Genomic DNA, 18,525 nt, shown 5'->3' on the forward strand with positions numbered 1-18,525 from the left:
CCAGGGCCATTCCCCCGCGAACCGCCCATTACACGCTGCCGCCGCCCGGACACCGGTCCGGCCTGTTCAGGGCGGCGTCCGCCGCGGGAGCGCGGTCAGGGGCTCAGGGTCCCGAGGTCCTGGGTGCCGACCACGCCGAGCAGCACGAACTGCTCCGCGGCGTCGGTGCCCGGTGCGGGGGTGAACCAGAGCAGCCGCTGGAAGCCGTCCTCGCTCAGCAGGGAAAGGCAGTCGGTCTCGATAACGCCCAGCGACGCGTGCACGATCCGCTTGCGGTCCCAGCGCCGCACGGCGACATCGCCGAGCGCCCAGAGCTCGGCGAACTCGGCTGACGCCGCCTGCAGTGCGCGGACGAGCCCGGCGACCTCGGAATCCCGGCCGCCCCGGCGCGCCTGGGCGGCGCGCAGGTCGGCGACCATCACTGCGGAGTGGTGGGCGTGTTCGTCCTCGGGGTACATGCGCCGCGCCGACGGCTCGGTGAACCACCGGTAGACCAGGCTGGCCCGCCGGCCGGAGTGCCCCGCCGACTCGCCCACCAGGGCGCGGGCGAGCTCGTTCTGCACCAGGACGGCGTGCAGGTCGGTGATGACCATCGCCGGGGTGCAGTCGAGGCGCTCCAGGAGGTCGAGCATGCCGGGGTGCACGTGGTCGGCGGCGGTGCCCGGCGGCGGAACCGCGCGCCCGGCCAGCCGGTACAGGTGGCTGCGCTCGTCGCCGGTGAGCCGCAGCGCCCGCGCAAATGCCGCCAACATCTGCTCCGAGGGCTGGGAGCCCGCGCCCTGCTCGACCTCGGTGTAGTACTCCACCGAGGCCCCGGCGAGCTGGGCCACCTCGTCGCGCCGCAGCCCCGCGACCCGGCGGCGCGGGCCCGCGGGCAGGCCGACGTCGGCGGGGCGGATGCGGTCGCGGCGGGTGCGCAGGAAGGCTCCGAGTTCGGCGAGGTCCATGCCGCCCATGCTTCCCCTTCGGCGCGGCGCTACCCAGGGGGCGGCATCCCCAGGGTCCGCTGCCTCTGCTCCGGCAGCGGGAGGCGGGCTTAGCGTCGGGATCTGGCAGAGGGGCGCACCTGCCCCCTGACCTGCACACCGCGCCCGGTCCGGGACCGGCCCGCCCGTCCTTGGAGGGACCATGCACAGCACCGAACCCGCGCGCACCGCGCTCATCACCGGCGGCAACCGCGGACTGGGCCGGTCGATCGCGGAGTCATTGGCCGACGCCGGCACCGACATCGCCATCACCTACCGCACCCACCCAGACGAGGCCGCAGAAGTGGTCCGGGCGGTCGAGGAGCGCGGACGCTCTGCCGCCGCCCTGCACCTGGACACCACCGCCACCGGCGGCTTCCCCGAGTTCACCGAGCGGCTCCGGACCGCGCTGTCGGAGCGCTGCGGCCGGACCTCCTTCGACGTGCTGGTGAACAACGCCGGGTTCGCCGAGCGCACCCCGCTGGGCGGTACCGCCGGCGACCAGCTCGACCGGCTCTACGCGGTACACGTCAAAGGCGTCTACCTGCTGACCCAGGCGCTGGCCACCGCGCCCGAGGGGGCCGCTCCGCTGCTGGCCGACGGCGGGCGCATCGTCAACCTCTCCTCGGGGCTGGCGCGCTTCGTCACGCCGCCCAACGCGGCCTACGCGGCGATGAAGGGCGCAGTGGAGGTGCTCACCCGCTACTGGGCGGCCGAGCTGGGGCCGCGCGGCATCACGGTGAACACCGTGGCGCCGGGGCCGGTGCCCACCGACTTCGCGGGCGGCTACATCCGCGACAGCGCCGACATCCAGGCCTCGATGGCGGGCATGACCGCACTGGGCCGGATGGCGGACGCCGACGACATCGGCCCCGCCGTGGCCGCCCTGGTGGCCGGCGGCACCGGCTGGATCACCGGCCAGCGCATCGAAGCCAGCGGCGGCTTCCGCCTCTGACCGGCCTTCCCGGAACGGTGCGGGCGCCCCGCCGGGTGAGCCGGCGGGGGCCCGCACCGTGCACATCACCGGTCCCGCGTGGAACCGCCGGCAAGCCGGGCCGCCGGCCCCCGCGGGGCGGCGCGGGTCACGGCTCGATCGCGCGCCGGAAGAACTCGTCCCGCACCGCGATCGACGCACGCGCGACCGGCGCATGGGCGCCCGCCGACTCGAAGCCGTGGAAGCCGCCGCCCCACAGATGGAAATCGACGGGAACGCCGGCCTGCGACAGCCGCGTGGCGTAGAGGGTGGCCTCGTCGCGGAACGACTCCGTCGCGCCGCAGTCGATGTAGGTCCGGGGCAGCCCCGCGAGGTCGTCGGCACGCGCCGGTGCGGCGTACGGCGAGACGTCCGGGCCGCCGCGGCGGTCACCCAGCAGCGCGGTCCAGCCGAAGAGGTTGTCGTTGCGGTCCCAGGTGCCCTCGTTGTCGAGCATGCGGCTGCTGTGGGTCTGCAGGCGGTCGTCGAGCATCGGGCACATCAGGACCTGGTGGCTCAGGGCCGGCACCCCCGGTCCCGGGCGAGCAGCGCCGTGCCTGCGGCCAGGCCGCCGCCGGCGCTCCCGCCGGCGATAATCAGGCGGTCCGGATCGATACCCAGTTCGGAGGCGTTGCCGGCGGTCCACACCAGGCCGGCGTAGCAGTCCTCGACGGGCGCCGGGTCGGGGTGTTCGGGTGCAAGGCGGTACTCGACCGACACCGCGACCGCCTTGCCTTCGGCCACGTAGGGCAGAACCTTGTCCACTCCCGTGGTGCGGTCGCCGATCACCATGCCGCCGCCGTGGGTGTGGTAGATCCCGGGCAGCGGTGCGGCGGCGTTCCGCGGCCGCAGGATCAGTACGGTGACGTCCGGCTCGCCGGCCGGCCCGGGCACCTGCCGCTCCTCCAGGGTGACGGAGCCGCCCGCGGTCAGGTCGGGTTCGGCCATCCCGAATGCCTTCGGCGACTGCCGGATGATGTGCAGGCTCTCCGGTGTGAAGCGCGCATAGTTCTTCAGCGCCGCCTCCAGCACCGGAACGAGCTCGGCGTCGAACGGGGGGCGGATCGGGGTGTCGGTGAAGACCGGTTCGGCGTCGGTGTCCGGCATATGCCCCTCCTTGAACAGGTTCCCCCCACCCTGCGTGAGCGGCAGCGCGGAGGCCACCCGCAATCGGGAGGGCTTTCGCGCCCGCCGCCCGCCATGTGGCGGGGGCGGTGTGCAGGGCAGCACCGCCGGCGCGGGTCAGGAGGCTCCGGCCGTCCCGGCTCCGCTCTGCCCGATGCGCCAGAGGAGGACCGCGGCAGACGCGCGCTGGCGCCCACCGGGCCGGGCGAGGCCGAAGCCGAGCTGGGCGGCCAGCCACGCCAGGCGTTCCTGCAGGGTCGAATGGTGGATGTGCAGGCAGGCCGCTGCCTGCCGCAGGCTGGGTCGGTCGAGGACCGCCTGGAGCGTGTCGATCGCCCACGGCCTCTTGGACATCGCCGCATCGAGCCGCCGCACGTCCCCGACGTCCATTGCCGCGTGCGGGGGTACCTGCTCGGCGACGGCGGCGAGCGCGCCGAGAACGGCATCGTCCACCTGGGACGGTCCGGCACCGCCGACGCGGTCAGCGAGGCTCAGCGCGGTCCGGGCTTGTTCGAGAGCGCGTGGGAGGCCTTCCGCGTCCTCCGCGGCGGCCGAGCCGAGCCGCACATCGCCGGGGAGATCCACGGGGCCGCGCAGCACGGCCACGCAGTGCGGCCCGAGTCGCGTGACGTGCGGAGCCGGCAGCGTGGGCGCATCGCTGACCACCACGGTCACCGGACCGGACAGCCCGAGCCGGGCGGCGGCGTCGCGCCGCTCCTCGGCGGAGGCACTGGGGTCGCAGGCGATGCGCAGTGCTTCATCGGCCGAGCGGTGCGCAGGACTCCGGGTGAGCGCTTGTACCGCGCGGGCGGCCCGCTCCAGGATGAGCGCGTCCAGCGGCCCGCGCTGAGCGCTCCGCTCCAGCCAGACGAAGGAACCCGGCTGCCCCCTGACGTCAGCGCGCGGCCCCACCGCGGAGGCAGCCCCGGGGATCTGGCGCCCCTCGGTGTCGAAGCGGCAGGTGATGCCGCGCCCCGCATCGTGCAGCCCCGCGGCCGCCCCGGCGAGCTGCGCCGCCGCGCGGACGACCGCCGCCGCAGTGGCCCGCTCCTCGACGAGGCGGTCGAACATGTCGATGACCCGCAGCGCCCCCGCCGCTTCGCCGTCGACCACGCCCAGCTTGACGATCAATTCGCGCACGCCAGCCTCCCAGGTCCGCTGCACCTCTGGGAGTACCACGCCGGCTGGGCGGTGCCTAGGGCGTGTTGGGTGGACAACTGCCCTGCTGCGCGTCCTGGTCCCAGCTCTTCTGCGTACCGCGGACAGCGCTCCGCCCGGCCGCTGCCCGCGAGGGGGAGCGGCCGGGCGGTGGGGTTACTTGGCGGCGCCGTCCGGGTCGGCCGTGGCCGGGGCGGTCTGGGGGCCGTCGCCGTAGTCGGTTGCGCGGACGGTGGCGAGCTTGGTGCGCATGCTCTTCATCAGGAAGTAGAGGACCGCGGCGATGGCGGCGATGACGATGAAGCCCAGGACACCGGGTGTGACGGTGTCGGAGTTGATCTGGACTTGGGCCAGGGCGGCTGCGGATTCCATGCCACTCATGCTCTCACCGCTGCTTCGACGCCTGCGAACAGGTCCGTCTCGGGGAGTTCGGTGTCGACCAGGGAGCGGGCGAGGTGGTAGTCCTCGGTCGGCCACGCCGCGCGCTGCGCCTCCAGGGGAACGGCGAACCAGAAGCCGTTCGGGTCGACCTGGGTGGCGTGGGCCTTGAGGGCGAGATCACGCGTCTCGAAGTGCTCACCGCAGTCGATGCGGGTGGTGATGTCCCACACGGGCCAGTCGCGGCCCTCGGCGCGCTTGAGCCACTCCTCGTAGGGGTCTTCCAGGCCGCGCTCCTTGAGCAGGGCGGAGATGGCCTCGAAGCGCTCGCGGGTGAAGGAGACGTGGTAGTAGAGCTTGAGGGGCTGCCAGGGCTCGCCCGCGTCGGGGTAGCGGTCGGGGTCGCCGGCCGCGTCGAACGCCTCGACCGAGACGCGGTTGGTCATGATGTGGTCGGGGTGCGGGTAGCCGCCGTTGTCGTCGTAGGTGAGGACGACATGCGGGCGGAACCTGCGGATGGAGCGGACCAGGGGCTCGCTCGCCACCTCCAGCGGCTGGAGTGCGAAGCAGCCCTCGGGCAGCGGCGGCAGCGGGTCGCCCTCGGGCAGGCCGGAGTCGATGAAGCCGCTGAACTCCTGGCGGACGCCGAGGATGCGGCGCGCCTCGTCCATCTCGCGGCGGCGGACGCCGGCGATGTCGGCGGTGATCTCCGGCCGGTCCATGGCCGGGTTGAGGATGGAGCCCCGCTCACCTCCGGTCAGCGTGACGACCAGCACGTCGGCGCCTTGGGAGACGTAGTGGACCATGGTGGCCGCACCCTTGCTGGACTCGTCGTCGGGGTGGGCATGGACGGCCATGAGCCGCAGACGCTCGGACACTGCAGTTACCCCTCGGTGGACTCGGGTCGGTCGGAGGACCTGGAGGAAAGACTCTGCCCGGGACTCTGCCGGGCACCTGCACCCGCCCTTGCCCCGACACGGGGGTGCGCTGGAGCGGGGGTGGAACGGAAGCCCCATCGGGCGGGGCTATCTTAGACAACGACGACCCCACGTTCGGAGATTCCCGCATGCCCGAGAGCCCCGCTGACCTCAGCTCCGACGGCGCTGCGCGCCGCAGCGGAGCGGCCGCCGACACTGCCGCGGCCGGGGCGCGGCAGCCGCTGTGGCGCCGGCACGGCAGCAAGCCGGTCTTCTTCTTCCTGGCCCTGCTCGCGGCCGCCGTCTTCACGTTCGGCTGGGGCACCGCGCTGGTGAGCTACGGCGAGACCGGCGGCGTCGCGCAGCAGACCATCGCCTGGGACATCACCTCTGAGTCCGAAGCCTCCATCACCTTCGAGGTGAGCTCGGACACTCAGGTGAGCTGCCTGGTCCGCGCCTACGACGAGCAGCACGTCGAGGTCGGCCAGACCGAGGTGGAGCTGGAACCGGGCACCCGCAGCGTGACGGCGACGATCGAGACGGTCCGCGCGGCCGTCATGGTGGAGGTCGCGTCCTGCCAGGAGCTCTCCGGCCAGTAGCGGCCCCGCCGACCTGCCGACCCGATTCCCCGCGGGCGCCCGGGCGCCCGCCGCACGGCCGGCCCGGCTGAACCGCAGCCCGCCCCCCTGCCGCTCCGGCTGCGCGGGAGGGCAGAGCGGCGGCCTGCGGGCTCCGCTGCCTACCCCGGGCGGGCGCCGTCCACCCGCGATCGGGCCATGCGGTCCGGCAGCGCCGCCGAATCGGCTCCGCTGCAACACGGGGACCAGCGCGGCGGCGGCCGACAGCGCCCGGTCCGGTGAGCGGAGCAGCGGAAGCGGGTACACCGTCCGCTGAGACAGCACCGAGACCGTCACCGCCGCGGCCGCGCCCCCGAGGCGTCTGCCACCCCCGCTGCACCGCCTTCCGACCAGCCGCGGAGGGCCGGGAAGGCCGTCCGCACAGCCCTTCCGCGCAGAACACGCGGTGATAATCTCGTAAGTTCAGCTGCGGCCGAACGGATGGCCGCAGCGGTCAGACGCACTAGGGAGTTCCCGTGACCGAGACCCGCGATGACAACGTCACCTGGCTGACGCAGGAGGCGTATGACCGGCTCAAGGCGGAGCTGGAACAGCTTTCGGGGCCTGGTCGCATCGAGATCGCGGACCGCATCGAAGCCGCCCGCGAGGAGGGCGACCTCAAGGAGAACGGCGGTTACCACGCGGCAAAGGAGGAGCAGGGCAAGAACGAGGCCCGCATCCTCCAGCTCCAGAACATCCTGCGCAACGCCCGCGTCGGCAAGGCGCCGCGCAAGGAGGGTGAGGTCGGCCCCGGCATGACCGTCACCATCAAGTTCGAAGGCGACGACGAGGAGGTCACCTTCCTCCTCGCCTCCCGGGAGGAGAGTGGCGCGCCCATCGACGTCTACTCCCCCAAGTCGCCGCTAGGGAGCGCGATCAACGGGAAGAAGATCGGGGACACGGTGAGCTACACACTCCCGAACGGCAAGAGCCTCTCGGTAGAGATCATCGACGCAGTCCCGTACGGGGCCTAGCCCTCACACCGCACACACGCGGAAGGGGGCGGCGACCAGCCGCCCCTTCCGCGTTACAGGGGTTCTTGCCCGCGGCGCTGCCGCCCCGCTGCCGGGCCCCTGGACGTCCGGGGGCGCCGGGGCGGCATCAGGGCAGCGGGGGCGCGTCGCAGTCGGGGGCGGCTTCCGCCTCGCCGCCCGCACCGGTGAAGGCGGCGGGTATGTAGTCGCCGTTCCCGATGCGGTACCAGCGGTCGGAGCTGCCGCCGGGGCCGGAGACCGCATCGCCCGCCGCGGAGCAGGCAACCGGGACTTCGGCGGCGTGGGCGGCCAGCCCGGTCTCGGGGTACTCGATGCCGGGTCCGGAGCGCACGCGCACCGGGTCGGCCGCGGTGGCGGTGGTGACCCGGGCACGCGGATCGGGCCTGCCGGTCCACAGGTAGTCGACCCGGACCCAGGCGTTGGTCTCCAGGGCGAGGGCGTCGTTGAAGGTGCCGTCGGCCAGGTCGATGCCGGCCGGGTTGGCCACGGTGCGGCCGAATCCGTCCCGGCCGCCGTTGTGCCCGCCGTTGAAGGCGGCCTGCGCCTGCGGGGTGCCCTGCGGGAGATCGCCCCACTCTTCGCGGTCGGCGTTCCAGTGGTCGTCCCTGATGTTCCAGGGGCCGACGTCCCAGACGGGCGCGTAGGCGCAGCGGCGGTCCTCGCCCTCGGTGCAGACGCGGACGGAGTACTCGCCGCCGTCCTTCTCGGCAAGGCCGCGGCGGGAGGGCAGCGCCACGAAGTGGTCGTCGGGGCGGACGGTGTGGCCGTTGGCGGTGCCGGCGCCCACCAGGCCGATGCGGGTCGCGAAGAGCCGCGCCGAGTAGGGCCGCTCGGGGCCGGTGCGGCCGCCGGGCGAGGGCTCGCCAACCGGACGCAGCCGAGCGCTGGTGAGGACCGCGCCGTCCTCGGCGGTGTCCGAGCCGAGGCCGACGCGCAGCTGCACGCGCTCGGCGGTCTGCGCCAGTTCGACGCGGACCCGGCCGTCACCGGCGCCGGCCGCGCGCCACTCCCCCCATGCCCCGCCGGCGGGGGCGCCGCGCGCCTCCACGAGAACGTCACCGGATCCCTCCACACCGACCTCCACCTCGACGGCGTCGGCGGGCCGGCCCAGGTCGCGGGGCGGGAAGACCGCCTGCGCGGCGGGGGTGCCGCCGGCCTCGTGCAGGGACGCGGTGGGCTCGGTGCCGGGGAGGGCGCGCAGTCCGCCGCCGCCGGCCACCGCGCCGGTGGTGTCGGCCTGCGCCGGGTCCTGCTCGATCCAGCCCTGGGCGGCGGGGTGCGTCGCCGCTGCGGGAGCCGCCGTGGCGAGTGCGAATACGCCCGCGGCGGCGATCGCGCCGGTGCGCAGCCAGGTGCGCTGCATGGTCGCCCTTTCCCTCGTCCCGCCCTGCCGCGGCCGTCAGCGCCGCTGCGCCGGTTCCGGCCGCCGCGTCCGCCCGTGCCCCCTCCGGGGAACGCGCGGATGCGGACGCCTCTCACAGAGCGCCAATAACAGTAAGCAATCGGTCACAAGCGGTGACAAGCACGCCGCGCCGCGGGCGCGATGATCCGGTCGTGCGGATCGGCGGCGTAGCGGGCACTTCGGGGCGTTACGCAGTGGTTTGCGGCCTATGCCGGGCCTGGGGGTGCGTCATGCGGTGGTCACTGCACGGGCAGGGTGCGCCACGCGGGCAGGCTGGACCGCCGCCGGGGCGTGTGGCCCAGCCGAAGCGCCGAGGGTGGGCGCCCGCCGCCCGCTGCCAGAGCGGTCAGGATGCGAACGCGAGGAGGCAGGCGGTGAAGCTGTGCACGTGGTTGCGTCCGGCGACGGGGCCGACCTCGCCCGCCGCGAAGAAGCCGGTGACGGCCTCCACGCCGAGGGTGCGGCGCACGGCCCGCACGTCGTGGTCGGCGGAGTCGAACATGGCTGCCCCGCGGCCGTTGCAGGAGAACAGGAGTACGCCTCCGGACCGGCCCCCGGTGTCTTCGCCGAACACGCCGAGCCGCTCGCTCAGGTCGGTCTCCGCGGTGTCGCGGTCGCGCACCTGGAACCGGACGGTCTGGCCGACCTGGACCGAGTCGCCGATGCTGATGCTGCCGCCGTCCGGATCGGCGGCGACCACCGAGCGCACGAGGAAGTCGCCGCGCTCGTGCCGGTCGGCATATTCGTCCATCGCGATGCCGATGTGCAGGCCGCCGTTGGCCGCAAGCTCCTGGTCCTCCGGCGACAGGGAGTTGACCAGGGTCTCCAGTCGCTCGTAGGCGGGCGCGCCGGCCAAGCCGGTCACCACGTTGCCGTCGGCGCCGGTGATCGCCATCGACGGCCCGATCGGGCGGCAGCCCTGGCTGACGACGGTGCCGACGATTCCCTCGCCGCCGAGCATCAGGCCGATCGCGCCGGCCTCGACCACCTCGCCCTCGAAGAACAGCCGCACCGAGTCCTCGCCGCCCATGCCGTCGGCGAGACCGCCGACGACCGGCAGGCCGCCGAGGGCGTCGGTCGAGCGCTCCACGAAGGACTGCGCCGGGAACCGGTAGGGGTCGGCGAGGAGCAGCGCGGCCTGGTCGCCGGGGCCGGGCTCGTGCATTCCGATCACGGCGAGGTGGTCGCCCTCGGGGACGATGTCCAGCTGGAAGGGGGTGAGGGTGACGTCGGGCAGCCGGGCCGCCCACACGCTGACCGCACCGCGGCCTTCGACTCCGCGGCCGCCGCCGATGACGCCGGCGGACGTGCAGCCGATGCTGACCGACCCGGTCGCCATGTCCATCACCCGGTGGCCGGCGAGCTCCGCCTCGTCCGCGTCGAGCCCGCACACCGAGAAGAAGACCAGGTCGGCGGGGCCGTCGAGAGCATCCATCGCGTGCCGCGCAGCACGCTCGGCCGCGCTTACGAGGTCAGCGCCGGATGCCAGTGCATCGCCGAACCTGGCCACTGATCGCTCCCCACATTGCTGAACGGCCCGCGCTGCGGCACGCGGCGCCTGCCTTCATGATCCCAGTCCCTGACGTGCAACCGGTGCGCCGGCCGCGCTATTTCCGCCTGGCCGCACCGGTGGACCGGCGCGGGGCAGCGGGAGCTGCCGCGGTCGCACTGCACCGGCAGCCCGCTCCCGCCGTTCCCCCGATCGGCGCGGTTACGCGCCCCGCGGCCGCCAGCGGACGGTACCGCCGAACCGCGGACCGCGGCACCGCCGCGCCCCTAGACTCTGCGGCGTGCATGCCGAACCCCCTGCAGTGCCAGCGACAGCATCGTCCGCAGCGGCCGCGGCGGCGGAGCCTCCCGAGGCGCTGCCGCGCACGCTGGCCGACCTGCGCGCATCCGGCCACGTCCGCGCCGGGGTCAAGGACGAGGTCCGAGCCGCGCTTCTCGCCCGGATGCGTTCGGGGGCGGCGCGGTTCCCGGGCATGGTGGGGTTCGACGCGACGGTGCTGCCGCGGCTGGAGCGCGCGCTGCTGGCCCGCCAGGACGTGGTGCTGCTGGGCGAGCGGGGGCAGGGGAAGAGCCGGCTGCTGCGCGCGGTCGGCGGACTGCTCGACGCGTGGACGCCGGTGGTCCGGGGCTGCCCGCTGAACGACCACCCGTATGCCCCGGTCTGCCCGGCCTGCCGGCGTGCCGCCGCGGAGCAGGGCGACGCGCTTCCGGTGGACTGGCTGCACCGCGGCGAGCGGTACCGGGAGAAGACCGCGACACCGGACACGTCGGTCGGCGACCTCATCGGCGACATCGATCCGGCCCGGTTGGCCGAGGGGCGCTCGCTGGGCGACCCGGAGTCGGTGCACTACGGGCTGCTGGCCCGCGCGAACCGGGGTGTCGCCGCTCTGAACGAGCTCCCCGACCTGCCGGCGCGCACCCAGGTGGCGCTGTTCGGCGTACTGGAGGAGCGGGAGCTGCAGGTGCGCGGGCATGCGCTGCGGATGCCGCTGGACCTGCTCGTAGTCGCCACGGCCAACCCGGTGGACTACACCGATCGCGGGCGGATCGTCACGCCGCTGAAGGACCGGTTCGGCGCGGAGCTGCGCACGCACTACCCGGTGGATCTGGACGACGAGATCGCCCTGATCAGACAGGAGGCGGGTGACCTCGGCGAGGCGTGCGTTCCGGCACACGTGGTGGAGGCGGCCGCCCGCTTCACCCGCCTGGTGCGCGGCGCCGACGCGGTGGACGCCCGCTCGGGGGTTTCGGCCCGGTTCGGGATCGGCGCGGTGCGGACCGCTGCGGCGTCGGCGGAGCGGAGGGCGGCGCTGGCGGGCGAGAAGGCGCCCACGGCGCGCGTCTGCGACCTGGCCGGCGCCGTGCACGCGCTGGCCGGCAAGGTGGAGTTCGCGCACGGCGAGGAGGACCGCGCGGCCGAGCACCTGGAGCACCTGCTGCGCCGAGCGGTGGCCGAGACCTTCCGCGCCCGCCTCGACACGGCCGACCTGGATCCGCTGGTCCGCCACTTCGCCGCCGGCGGTACGGCGCTGGCCGGCGCCGACGCCACTGCGGCCGACGTCCTGGGACCGCTCCCTGCTCTCCCGCTCGCTGCCGATGCCGGAGCCCCGCCCCTCGGTGCAGCCCAGAGCGCCGGTTCCGACGGCGCGGCCGCCGCGGCGGCCGCTCTCGCACTGGAGGGCCTCTACCTCACCCGCCGCCTCTCCAAGTCGCCCGTGCCCGGCGCCGAGGACACGGCGGCCTACCAGACCTGAGGCCGGCTGCCGCACGTTCTCGCCCGTCCCTGCCGGCCTTGCTGGACGCGGGGTGGTCGGGTGCCGGATGGCCGCGGGGCGGGGCTCACGGCACTGCGGCGCGGACGGTTGCGCCGGCGGTCTCCCACACCCTCCCCGCCGCTGCGGGGAGGGTGTGCGACCAGGGTTTCCGCTGTTCGCGGGGCCGGGGCAGAGCAGACCGAAGGCTCCCGCATCCCTGCTGTCGGCTTTGCCGGCGGTCTTTCCGCTCTGTCCCACCGCTTTGGAATCCATGCGCGGCCAGTGGTGCTGGTGATCACAGGGCTGGGCCGGTTGAGACCGTAGGCTCCCGCGCCCCTGCAGCCGGCGATCTGATGTTCATTGCGTCGGACCAGCGGAAAAGCGGCAGCGACGGCGAGGGCCGGAGGGGGCCTCGGGTCGGCGGCCGGACGGCGGTTGGTCAGTGCGTCGCAACGGGAAATGCAGCAGCAACGGCAGCGGGGCCGGAAGTCCGGGTCGGCCGCCGGGCGCGGGCTGGCTCGAGGGCTCGGCCGCGGCGCTGGTCGGCGCACAGGGGGACGGGTGTGACTGGTGTGAATAGCGGGGCTGCAGGGGTTGCAGGGTCGGCGGCAGTCGGACCCGGCGCGGGCGGGCGGTTCGCGAACCGCTGGTAACACCTCACCGGGGCCACGACTCCCACCTTTTCAAGGCCAGATGCGCGGAAAACCCGGGAGGTGTGGCCGTTCCGCTGCCCATTCGCCGGGCCATTTTCACTCTGCGTGGCGACATATGGGGCAAACCTGGCGCCGGCCACCGAGGGGGCATGGGCGTCCGGTTTAGGGGGCTTACGCGCAGGAGCGCGGCGCGTTCATTTTCCGCGGGCCGAGAGGTCACTCCTGCCTCAAACCGCCCAAAGCGGCCAATCCGACGCCGCGACTCGCGCCTTTTCGCCGATCGGGCCGCGAAAAAGGTGGGTGCGCGGGAATTAGGCACCGCGACGCTGCGTGACTTCGCGTTTGCGCAGGTCAGCGTGGCGCGATATCGGGCTTTGCGTGCGGGGCCTGCAGGGGGAGGACCCCTCGTGCTAGGTGCGGGTTTGCAGGGACCCCGTTGCTGTGTCCGTTTTCATGGCATTTGCCCCCTGTGCCCGCCACGCGACCAGCCCGCCCCCGGCCGGCCAGCCCACGCCCCCGCCCATCCTCGCCGTCGCTGCCGCTTCTCCGCTTGTCCGACGCAATGATCATCCGCCAGCCGACTGCAGAGGCGCGGGAGCCAGGCAACCTCCCCCGCCCCTGCACTCACACCCGCCCCCTGACCACGCGACGCCCGGCCGCCAACCCGCGGCCCCGCCCCCCTTGCCGTCGCCGCCGCTTCTCCGCTTGTCCGACGCAATGACCATCAGATAGCCGACTGCAGGGGTGCGGGAGCCTTTGGCCTGATCCGCCCCAGCCCCGGGGCCAGCAGCACTCTGGTTGCACGCCGTGTCCGATGCGGCGGAACAGAGCGAGGAATCCGTCGGCGAGGCCGTCCTTGTCTTGATGCCGTGGACCCTCCCCGGCGACCAGCAGGTCCCTGTCCGCACACCGCTCCGAAGCAGCGGCACAGGAGGCCAAGCCTGCCGGCGAAGCCGCCCGTGTGCTGGTTGGCGGGCCCCGCCATCGCCACCTTCCACGTGTCCCCCGCAGCGGCCGTCCACCGGCCGGCCTCTGCGGGGCTGGACTCCGCGACTGGGGCGCGGGACCATCGCGCGATGGAGCGATTTCGCTACGCGGCGGGGGCGGTGGGGGGCGATCCGCTGGCGCCGCCAGTGGACCTCGCGCGCGAGTTGGCCGCGGTCGGGCGGACGGTGTTCGCCGGCGGCAGTGTCGCCGGCGCCCTGGCGCAGCGGCGGCGCGCAGCACGGGAGCGCGCCGTGCGTGCCGTGCTCGACGCGGCGCTGAAGGCCGAACGGAGCGCCCTCGCCGACGACCCCTCCGACGACGCGCGGCTGCGCGAGAGCCAGCTCGCGTCTCTGCCCGACGACCCCGCGGCAGCGATCCGCGAGCTGCTTGCCGAGCCCTATCCCTGGCGGTCGGAGCAGGCACGGGCCGCCGTCGACCAGCTTGTCGCGGCGGCCGGGGCGGAGACCGCGGCGCGGCGCGCCGCAACCCTGGCCGCGCTCCTCGAAGCTGCCGCGCGCGGCGAAGACGTCGATCCGGACGCGATCCGCGCGGCGGCCGGCCCGCTGCCCGGCCTCGGCGACCGGCCGAGCGCCCGCGACCTCGCGGACGTACTCGCCGAGCGCATGGCCGCCGGCGTTCAAACACCCCCTCCCCCCGGCAATGGCGGCAGCGCGGATCCGGACGCGTGGGACGACCTGCTGCGCGCCGCCCATCCCGGGCTCGCGCCCGCCCTGCAGCGCCTGGCCCGCGCCGTGCAGCTGCACCGGCCCGACGCCGCCTGGGCGCAGGGCGGCGGGCACGGCTCCGGTCCCGGACTCGGAGCCCAGGGCGGTTCGGGCACGGCAGCGCCCGGCGGAGGCGCACTGCCCGAGGACGACGTCGACGGCGCACTGCGGTCCAGTGGCCTGGTCACCGGGCCGCCGCGCGCCCCGCGGCTTACCGCGGCCGCGGCTCAGCGGATCGGCAACGATGTGCTGCGGTCACTCGCACCCGAGGCTGGCCCGCCCGGCGGACACCGGTCACCGCGGGCCTCCGGGGCCGGCGACCCGGCGGGAGGAGACGCACCGTGGCACCCCGGTGTACCGATCGACGCGGCCGCCACGGTGCGCGCGGCCCTGCTGCGCGACCGGGCGGCGAACGCGGCGCGCATGTCGGTATCGGAGACCCTGCCGCACGGCTGCGCTCCGGGGCCGGCTCCGCTGCAGATCCTGCCCGCCGACCTGCGCGGCACAGACGCCGAGGGCGAGCGTGCCGCAGCGGTCTGCCTGCTCGTCGACCAGTCCCACTCGATGGTGCAGAGCGGGCTCCTCGCGCCCGCACGCGAGGCCGCGCTCGCGCTCTACGCGCTGGCCGGCGCCCGCGGACGGCGGGACTCCGTCGCCGTGATCGGCTTCGACCGGGAGGCGCGCGTCCAGTCGGCCGCCGACCTCCTCGCGCCGCCGCGGCGCGTGCAGGGCAGCAACGCGGCACACGCGTTCCAGCTGGCCGCGCGCCATTTCGCGCGGCACCCCGGGTTGGCGCCGGCGGTCGTCGCGGTGACTGACGGGGAACCGACCGCCCATCCGGGACCCGACGGCTCCGGCATCTTCGCCTGGCCGCCGGTTCCGGAGACGGCCGCAGCGACGGCGTCCGCCCTCGACTCGCTCGCGGCCCGCCGCGCCCGGCTGATCCTGGTGTCCCCGGCCCCTCCCGGACCTCTGGCAGACGCCTTCGTCTCCCGCGGAGGCACGGTCCATTCCGGCGGACTCACTCCGCACGGGGTCCTCCGCGCCGCTTTCCCGGGAGCGCTCTGACCGCCGCTCGCCCGCTGCGGCCCCGGCCCGGATCAGCTGCCGGATTCAGGCGCGCCCCGGTCCCGAGGCCGGAACCTGCCGCGGAGCGGGCGCTGTTCCACCCCGGTGCAGCGCTGGCCCCTCACTCCCCTCCACGGGGGCGGCAGAGCCGCTGAGAAGCCTGGCGGCCCCAGCCCGACCGGGTGGCCGGGGGCGGCCAGAGTGCCGCAGAAGCGGCAGGGCAGCGGCGGCGGCACTGGGCCCGCCGCTGCCGCACACCGGCCTGAAGCGGCGGCGGAAGGCACCAGGGGCCGGCGGAGCCGCTCGGTCGCCGACTGAGCGGTACGTCCGTCCCGTGGTCTGCGACGGCGCCGCCCGCTGCGGCTTCCCGCAGTGAGGGCGCCCGGTGGGCCGCTGCCCTGCCGCGCACCGCCCCGGCACATCCCCTCGCGGCGCCTCCAACCGAGGAGGCGAGCAGGCAAGGCGGGCCCGACCTAGTCGCGGCGGTAGGCGGTGACGTCGCCGATCTCGTACTGGAAGCGGGTGCTGTTCCCGGCGAAGACGACCCACTCGACGGCGATGGGGCGGTCGGCGGAGAAAGCGGTCCGGTAGAGCTCGAGGACGGGGACGCCCTGGCCGAGCCGGAGGTCGTCGGCTTCTTCCGGGGAAGGCATGCGGGTGGCCAGTTCGTCGACGTGGCCCACCTGGCGGTGGCCCAGGGCGGTGAGGGCCGCGACGGCGCCATCGGGCAGGTCGGCCGGGTGCATCAGCTGGGTGCCCTGGGCGATGTCCATCGGGTAGTAGGAGGTGCGCCGCATCGTGCAGCGCTCCTCCACGTAGCCGTAGGTCCGGCGCACCACGACCCGCTCGCCCTCGCTGATGCGCAAGCGGCTGCCGATCTCGGCCGTGGCTGCGGCGATCAGCAGCTCCGACACCTTGGCGCTCAGCGCGAACGCGTCGAACTCGATTCCGCTGCCCGAGCGGCCGCGCTCGCGGTTGGCGTAGTAGGTGATCGGCAGGATCTCCTGCACGAAGTGGCCCTTGCCCGGGTGGCTGGCGACAAGCCCCTGGTTGCGCAGCATGCCCAGGGCGAGGCGCACCGTGTTCCGGGAGGCCTCGAACCGCTCTTCCAGCTCCTTCTCGGATGCGACGCGCTCCCCCGGGTCCAGCTCGCCGCCCTCGATCTCGGCCCGCAGAGTACGGGCAATCTGGCGATAGCGGCTCTCTTCGCGCATATTCGCTTCCTCATCGGGGTATGTGACTCATACCAACAAGTCCACCAACCGGCACCGGTCCACTGGCTCTACCAGATTACCCGAGTGGACCGATTCCCGGGATCGCCAGCACCCCGGCGCAGCACACCAATCCGCCCCACAGGGCGGTCCGCCCGGAAGGAGACCCGATGCTGATCTTCGTTCTCACCGCCGCGCTCGTCCTCGCCGGACTCGCCTTCGGCTTCCTGCTCGCCGTGTCGATCGGCATCCGCCGCAGCGACCGCCGCGGCGGCTACCGCTCCCTGCGCGACGACTCCGACACCGGCCGCCTGGCACTGTCCGGCCAGCGCGTCTGCGGCCTCGGATTCCGCGACGCCGACCCCGCGCTCGCGACCGCCGCGAAGACCGCGCGCACCCTTGAAACCCTCTGAGGTCCCCCCGGCCCGCGCCGCCGCCCAGGGCGCAGGTCAGCGTTCGTGGATGTTGATGCCGAGAGCCGCTCCGAGCACCCCCGGGCCGACTTCGCCGCCGAGCGAGAGCAGCTGGTACCGGTCGGCCGGCATCAGCGTCGACGTGAACGCCACCGGCCGCTCGCCGGAGAAGGACACCTTCTCGTGGACGAGGAGCGGCACCCCCGGGCCGAGCGCGAACAAGCCCGACTCCTTCAGCGACGGCATGCGCGCACCCACCACCTGCGCCGCGGACGTCTCCGGGAATCCGACGGCAGCGAGGATCTCCTTCGTGTCGCGCTCGGCGTGCCCGGGGTCGACGAGTTCGCCCCGGTGCGGCGAGTCCGCAGTGAGCGACAGCGGAAGATAGACCTGGCTCCGCTCCCAGAGCCGCCCGCCGATACTCCCGTCCCAGACGCGCACGACCACGCTGCGCTCGCCTTCACCGAGGTCGAGTGCGCGGGCGACCGCCGGCCCCGCCTCCTCCACCAGCAGACTGCGCTGCGGCGCGGGCTGCGCTCCTTGGCGCCCGGACAGCTCATCGGCCAGCGCCTCCGCAGGGTCGGTCCCGGACGGGTCGGCGAGCAACCGGGCGACCGGCCGGTATTCGCGCACCGTACTGCCGCTGCCCTGCTTGATGTCGATGCGGCCGCGGCTGCTGAGTTCCTGGAGGGCGCGGCGCACGGTGTTGCGCGAGGTGGAGTAGTACTCCATCAAGTGGTCTTCAGTGGGAAGGCGGACCCCAGGCGCATAGCGCCCCTCGTCGATGTCGTCCATCAGATCGTGGGCAATCTCGAGGTGCCGTGGATCCATCGTTCTGCTCGTTCCACTCTCTCTGGTGCGCAGAATTCGTGCTAATCATTTTTACCACGCTCCTGCGCGATGTTGCCCCCGGCCCGGCGCCGCGGGCTTGGCTCGGCTCGACTCGGCTTGACTCAGCTCGACTCGGCTTGGCTCGACTCGACTGGGCTTGACTGCGAGCTTCCATCCCCTCCGGGCGATTTATCACCAATAGCACCAACTGTCGCCTTCTCAGAGTGCCCCTCCGAGTGGGGCTTGACGCACCGACCCCACTGCGCCATCGTAAGAATCATAGGAATGAATCCTATGAAGCCGATCATTAACGGAAGCCGGCGCCGCACCGGCGCGGAAGCTCCGGCTCATGGAGGCGTTCCTGTACCGGGGCCCGACCCCTGTCCCGCGGCACCCGCCGCACGGCGCCCCGGACGCTAAGGAGGCACTCATGGACATCGTTGGCGGGATCGTGGTTCTCGTCCTGGTGGTCGTCTTCAGCACGCTCCTCGGCCTGCTCCTCGCCGCATCGATCGGCATCAGGCGCAGCGACAGCGGGCACTACGGCGCACTGCGCCACGGCGGCGGGACCGGCTCCTTCTCCAACGCCGGCCGCACCCTCTCCGGCCTCCGGTTCCCCGAGCGCCCGGGCACCGGGGAGTCGGGCTCCTCCGGAGCGCGGCTGCGCGCTGTGCCCGGCGATGGCAGCGAAAGCCGCGACCGGCTGACCGCGGCGCGCTAGGGCGTATGTGGCCCGCGGAACAGCTGCCCACCGCACACCCCTACGCCGGCTGCGCGCGGCACCGGTTCCGGACGGACCCGCCGGGCACGCGCTGCCCGGCCGCACGCGGCCCGCCTCCCCTGC

15 protein-coding genes and 1 pseudogene are annotated in these 18,525 nt (G+C 74.0%); 7 read left to right on the top strand and 9 right to left on the bottom strand.

Features of this window, described 5'->3' with window-relative positions; all coding sequences use genetic code 11:
- Positions 1-95: 95 nt before the first annotated feature.
- A complete protein-coding gene (locus tag ACYVGT_RS15960) occupies positions 96-956 on the bottom strand; it encodes a helix-turn-helix transcriptional regulator (protein WP_460858953.1) in 861 nt (286 codons plus the stop codon).
- Between the two features lie 172 nt (positions 957-1,128).
- Here ACYVGT_RS15960 and ACYVGT_RS15965 point away from each other — a divergent pair, with 172 nt between their 5' ends.
- Complete coding sequence (locus tag ACYVGT_RS15965) at positions 1,129-1,920, top strand: SDR family NAD(P)-dependent oxidoreductase (protein WP_460858956.1); 792 nt, start codon at positions 1,129-1,131, stop codon at positions 1,918-1,920.
- 127 nt (positions 1,921-2,047) lie between these two features.
- Here the strand turns inward: ACYVGT_RS15965 and ACYVGT_RS15970 are convergent.
- From ACYVGT_RS15970 to mca, 4 genes and pseudogenes are all read right to left on the bottom strand, one after another.
- Positions 2,048-3,045, bottom strand: a pseudogene (locus tag ACYVGT_RS15970) (alpha/beta hydrolase).
- Positions 3,046-3,180: 135 nt separating this feature from the next.
- Positions 3,181-4,203, bottom strand: a complete 1,023-nt coding sequence (locus ACYVGT_RS15975) for a helix-turn-helix domain-containing protein (protein ID WP_460858958.1) — start codon at positions 4,201-4,203, stop codon at positions 3,181-3,183.
- Positions 4,204-4,377: 174 nt separating this feature from the next.
- Entirely contained in the window at positions 4,378-4,593 is a 216-nt protein-coding gene (locus tag ACYVGT_RS15980; protein WP_460858960.1) for a hypothetical protein, read from the bottom strand.
- A 5-nt stretch (positions 4,594-4,598) separates the two neighbouring features.
- Positions 4,599-5,477: a mycothiol conjugate amidase Mca gene (gene mca / locus ACYVGT_RS15985; protein WP_460858962.1), complete on the bottom strand. Its 879-nt coding sequence runs from the start codon at positions 5,475-5,477 to the stop codon at positions 4,599-4,601.
- 188 nt (positions 5,478-5,665) lie between these two features.
- Here mca and ACYVGT_RS15990 point away from each other — a divergent pair, with 188 nt between their 5' ends.
- On the top strand, positions 5,666-6,115 hold the full coding sequence (locus ACYVGT_RS15990) for a DUF4307 domain-containing protein (RefSeq protein WP_460858964.1): 450 nt from the start codon (positions 5,666-5,668) through the stop codon (positions 6,113-6,115).
- 494 nt (positions 6,116-6,609) lie between these two features.
- The gene (gene greA / locus ACYVGT_RS15995; protein WP_460858966.1) at positions 6,610-7,107 is read left to right on the top strand and encodes a transcription elongation factor GreA; all 498 of its coding nucleotides are present in this window, start codon (positions 6,610-6,612) and stop codon (positions 7,105-7,107) included.
- 127 nt (positions 7,108-7,234) lie between these two features.
- Here greA and ACYVGT_RS16000 read toward each other — a convergent pair whose 3' ends face one another.
- A complete protein-coding gene (locus ACYVGT_RS16000) occupies positions 7,235-8,491 on the bottom strand; it encodes a hypothetical protein (RefSeq protein WP_460858968.1) in 1,257 nt (418 codons plus the stop codon).
- A gap of 385 nt (positions 8,492-8,876) precedes the next feature.
- Positions 8,877-10,040 (bottom strand): FIST signal transduction protein, encoded by a 1,164-nt coding sequence (locus tag ACYVGT_RS16005; RefSeq protein ID WP_460858970.1) that lies wholly within the window; start codon positions 10,038-10,040, stop codon positions 8,877-8,879.
- 280 nt (positions 10,041-10,320) lie between these two features.
- Between ACYVGT_RS16005 and ACYVGT_RS16010 the strand changes: the two genes are divergently transcribed.
- A complete protein-coding gene (locus tag ACYVGT_RS16010) occupies positions 10,321-11,793 on the top strand; it encodes an AAA family ATPase (protein ID WP_460858972.1) in 1,473 nt (490 codons plus the stop codon).
- Between the two features lie 1,729 nt (positions 11,794-13,522).
- Positions 13,523-15,226, top strand: a complete 1,704-nt coding sequence (locus ACYVGT_RS16015) for a vWA domain-containing protein (RefSeq protein WP_460858975.1) — start codon at positions 13,523-13,525, stop codon at positions 15,224-15,226.
- 473 nt (positions 15,227-15,699) lie between these two features.
- On the opposite strand, the gene ACYVGT_RS16020 is transcribed toward ACYVGT_RS16015, so the two are convergent.
- A complete protein-coding gene (locus ACYVGT_RS16020; protein ID WP_460858977.1) occupies positions 15,700-16,440 on the bottom strand; it encodes a GntR family transcriptional regulator in 741 nt (246 codons plus the stop codon).
- Between the two features lie 167 nt (positions 16,441-16,607).
- On the opposite strand from ACYVGT_RS16020, the gene ACYVGT_RS16025 reads away from it, so the two are divergent.
- Positions 16,608-16,850, top strand: coding sequence for a hypothetical protein (locus tag ACYVGT_RS16025; RefSeq protein ID WP_460858979.1), 243 nt, complete (start codon positions 16,608-16,610; stop codon positions 16,848-16,850).
- A gap of 36 nt (positions 16,851-16,886) precedes the next feature.
- On the opposite strand, the gene ACYVGT_RS16030 is transcribed toward ACYVGT_RS16025, so the two are convergent.
- Positions 16,887-17,681, bottom strand: a complete 795-nt coding sequence (locus ACYVGT_RS16030) for a GntR family transcriptional regulator (protein ID WP_460858981.1) — start codon at positions 17,679-17,681, stop codon at positions 16,887-16,889.
- Positions 17,682-18,111: 430 nt separating this feature from the next.
- On the opposite strand from ACYVGT_RS16030, the gene ACYVGT_RS16035 reads away from it, so the two are divergent.
- On the top strand, positions 18,112-18,402 hold the full coding sequence (locus ACYVGT_RS16035; protein ID WP_460858984.1) for a hypothetical protein: 291 nt from the start codon (positions 18,112-18,114) through the stop codon (positions 18,400-18,402).
- Positions 18,403-18,525 lie beyond the last annotated feature (123 nt).

It is taken from the genome of Nocardiopsis coralliicola, assembly GCF_054779695.1.

Bases quoted from the DNA above. Each gene is read 5' to 3' on its own strand.
- ACYVGT_RS15960 (WP_460858953.1), bottom strand. From the start codon at position 956: ATGGGCGGCATGGACCTCGCCGAACTCGGAGCCTTCCTGCGCACCCGC.
- ACYVGT_RS15965 (WP_460858956.1), top strand. From the start codon at position 1,129: ATGCACAGCACCGAACCCGCGCGCACCGCGCTCATCACCGGCGGCAAC.
- ACYVGT_RS15980 (WP_460858960.1), bottom strand. From the start codon at position 4,593: ATGGAATCCGCAGCCGCCCTGGCCCAAGTCCAGATCAACTCCGACACC.
- ACYVGT_RS15990 (WP_460858964.1), top strand. From the start codon at position 5,666: ATGCCCGAGAGCCCCGCTGACCTCAGCTCCGACGGCGCTGCGCGCCGC.
- ACYVGT_RS16000 (WP_460858968.1), bottom strand. From the start codon at position 8,491: ATGCAGCGCACCTGGCTGCGCACCGGCGCGATCGCCGCCGCGGGCGTA.
- ACYVGT_RS16015 (WP_460858975.1), top strand. From the start codon at position 13,523: ATGGAGCGATTTCGCTACGCGGCGGGGGCGGTGGGGGGCGATCCGCTG.
- ACYVGT_RS16020 (WP_460858977.1), bottom strand. From the start codon at position 16,440: ATGCGCGAAGAGAGCCGCTATCGCCAGATTGCCCGTACTCTGCGGGCC.
- ACYVGT_RS16025 (WP_460858979.1), top strand. From the start codon at position 16,608: ATGCTGATCTTCGTTCTCACCGCCGCGCTCGTCCTCGCCGGACTCGCC.
- ACYVGT_RS16030 (WP_460858981.1), bottom strand. From the start codon at position 17,681: ATGGATCCACGGCACCTCGAGATTGCCCACGATCTGATGGACGACATC.
- ACYVGT_RS16035 (WP_460858984.1), top strand. From the start codon at position 18,112: ATGGACATCGTTGGCGGGATCGTGGTTCTCGTCCTGGTGGTCGTCTTC.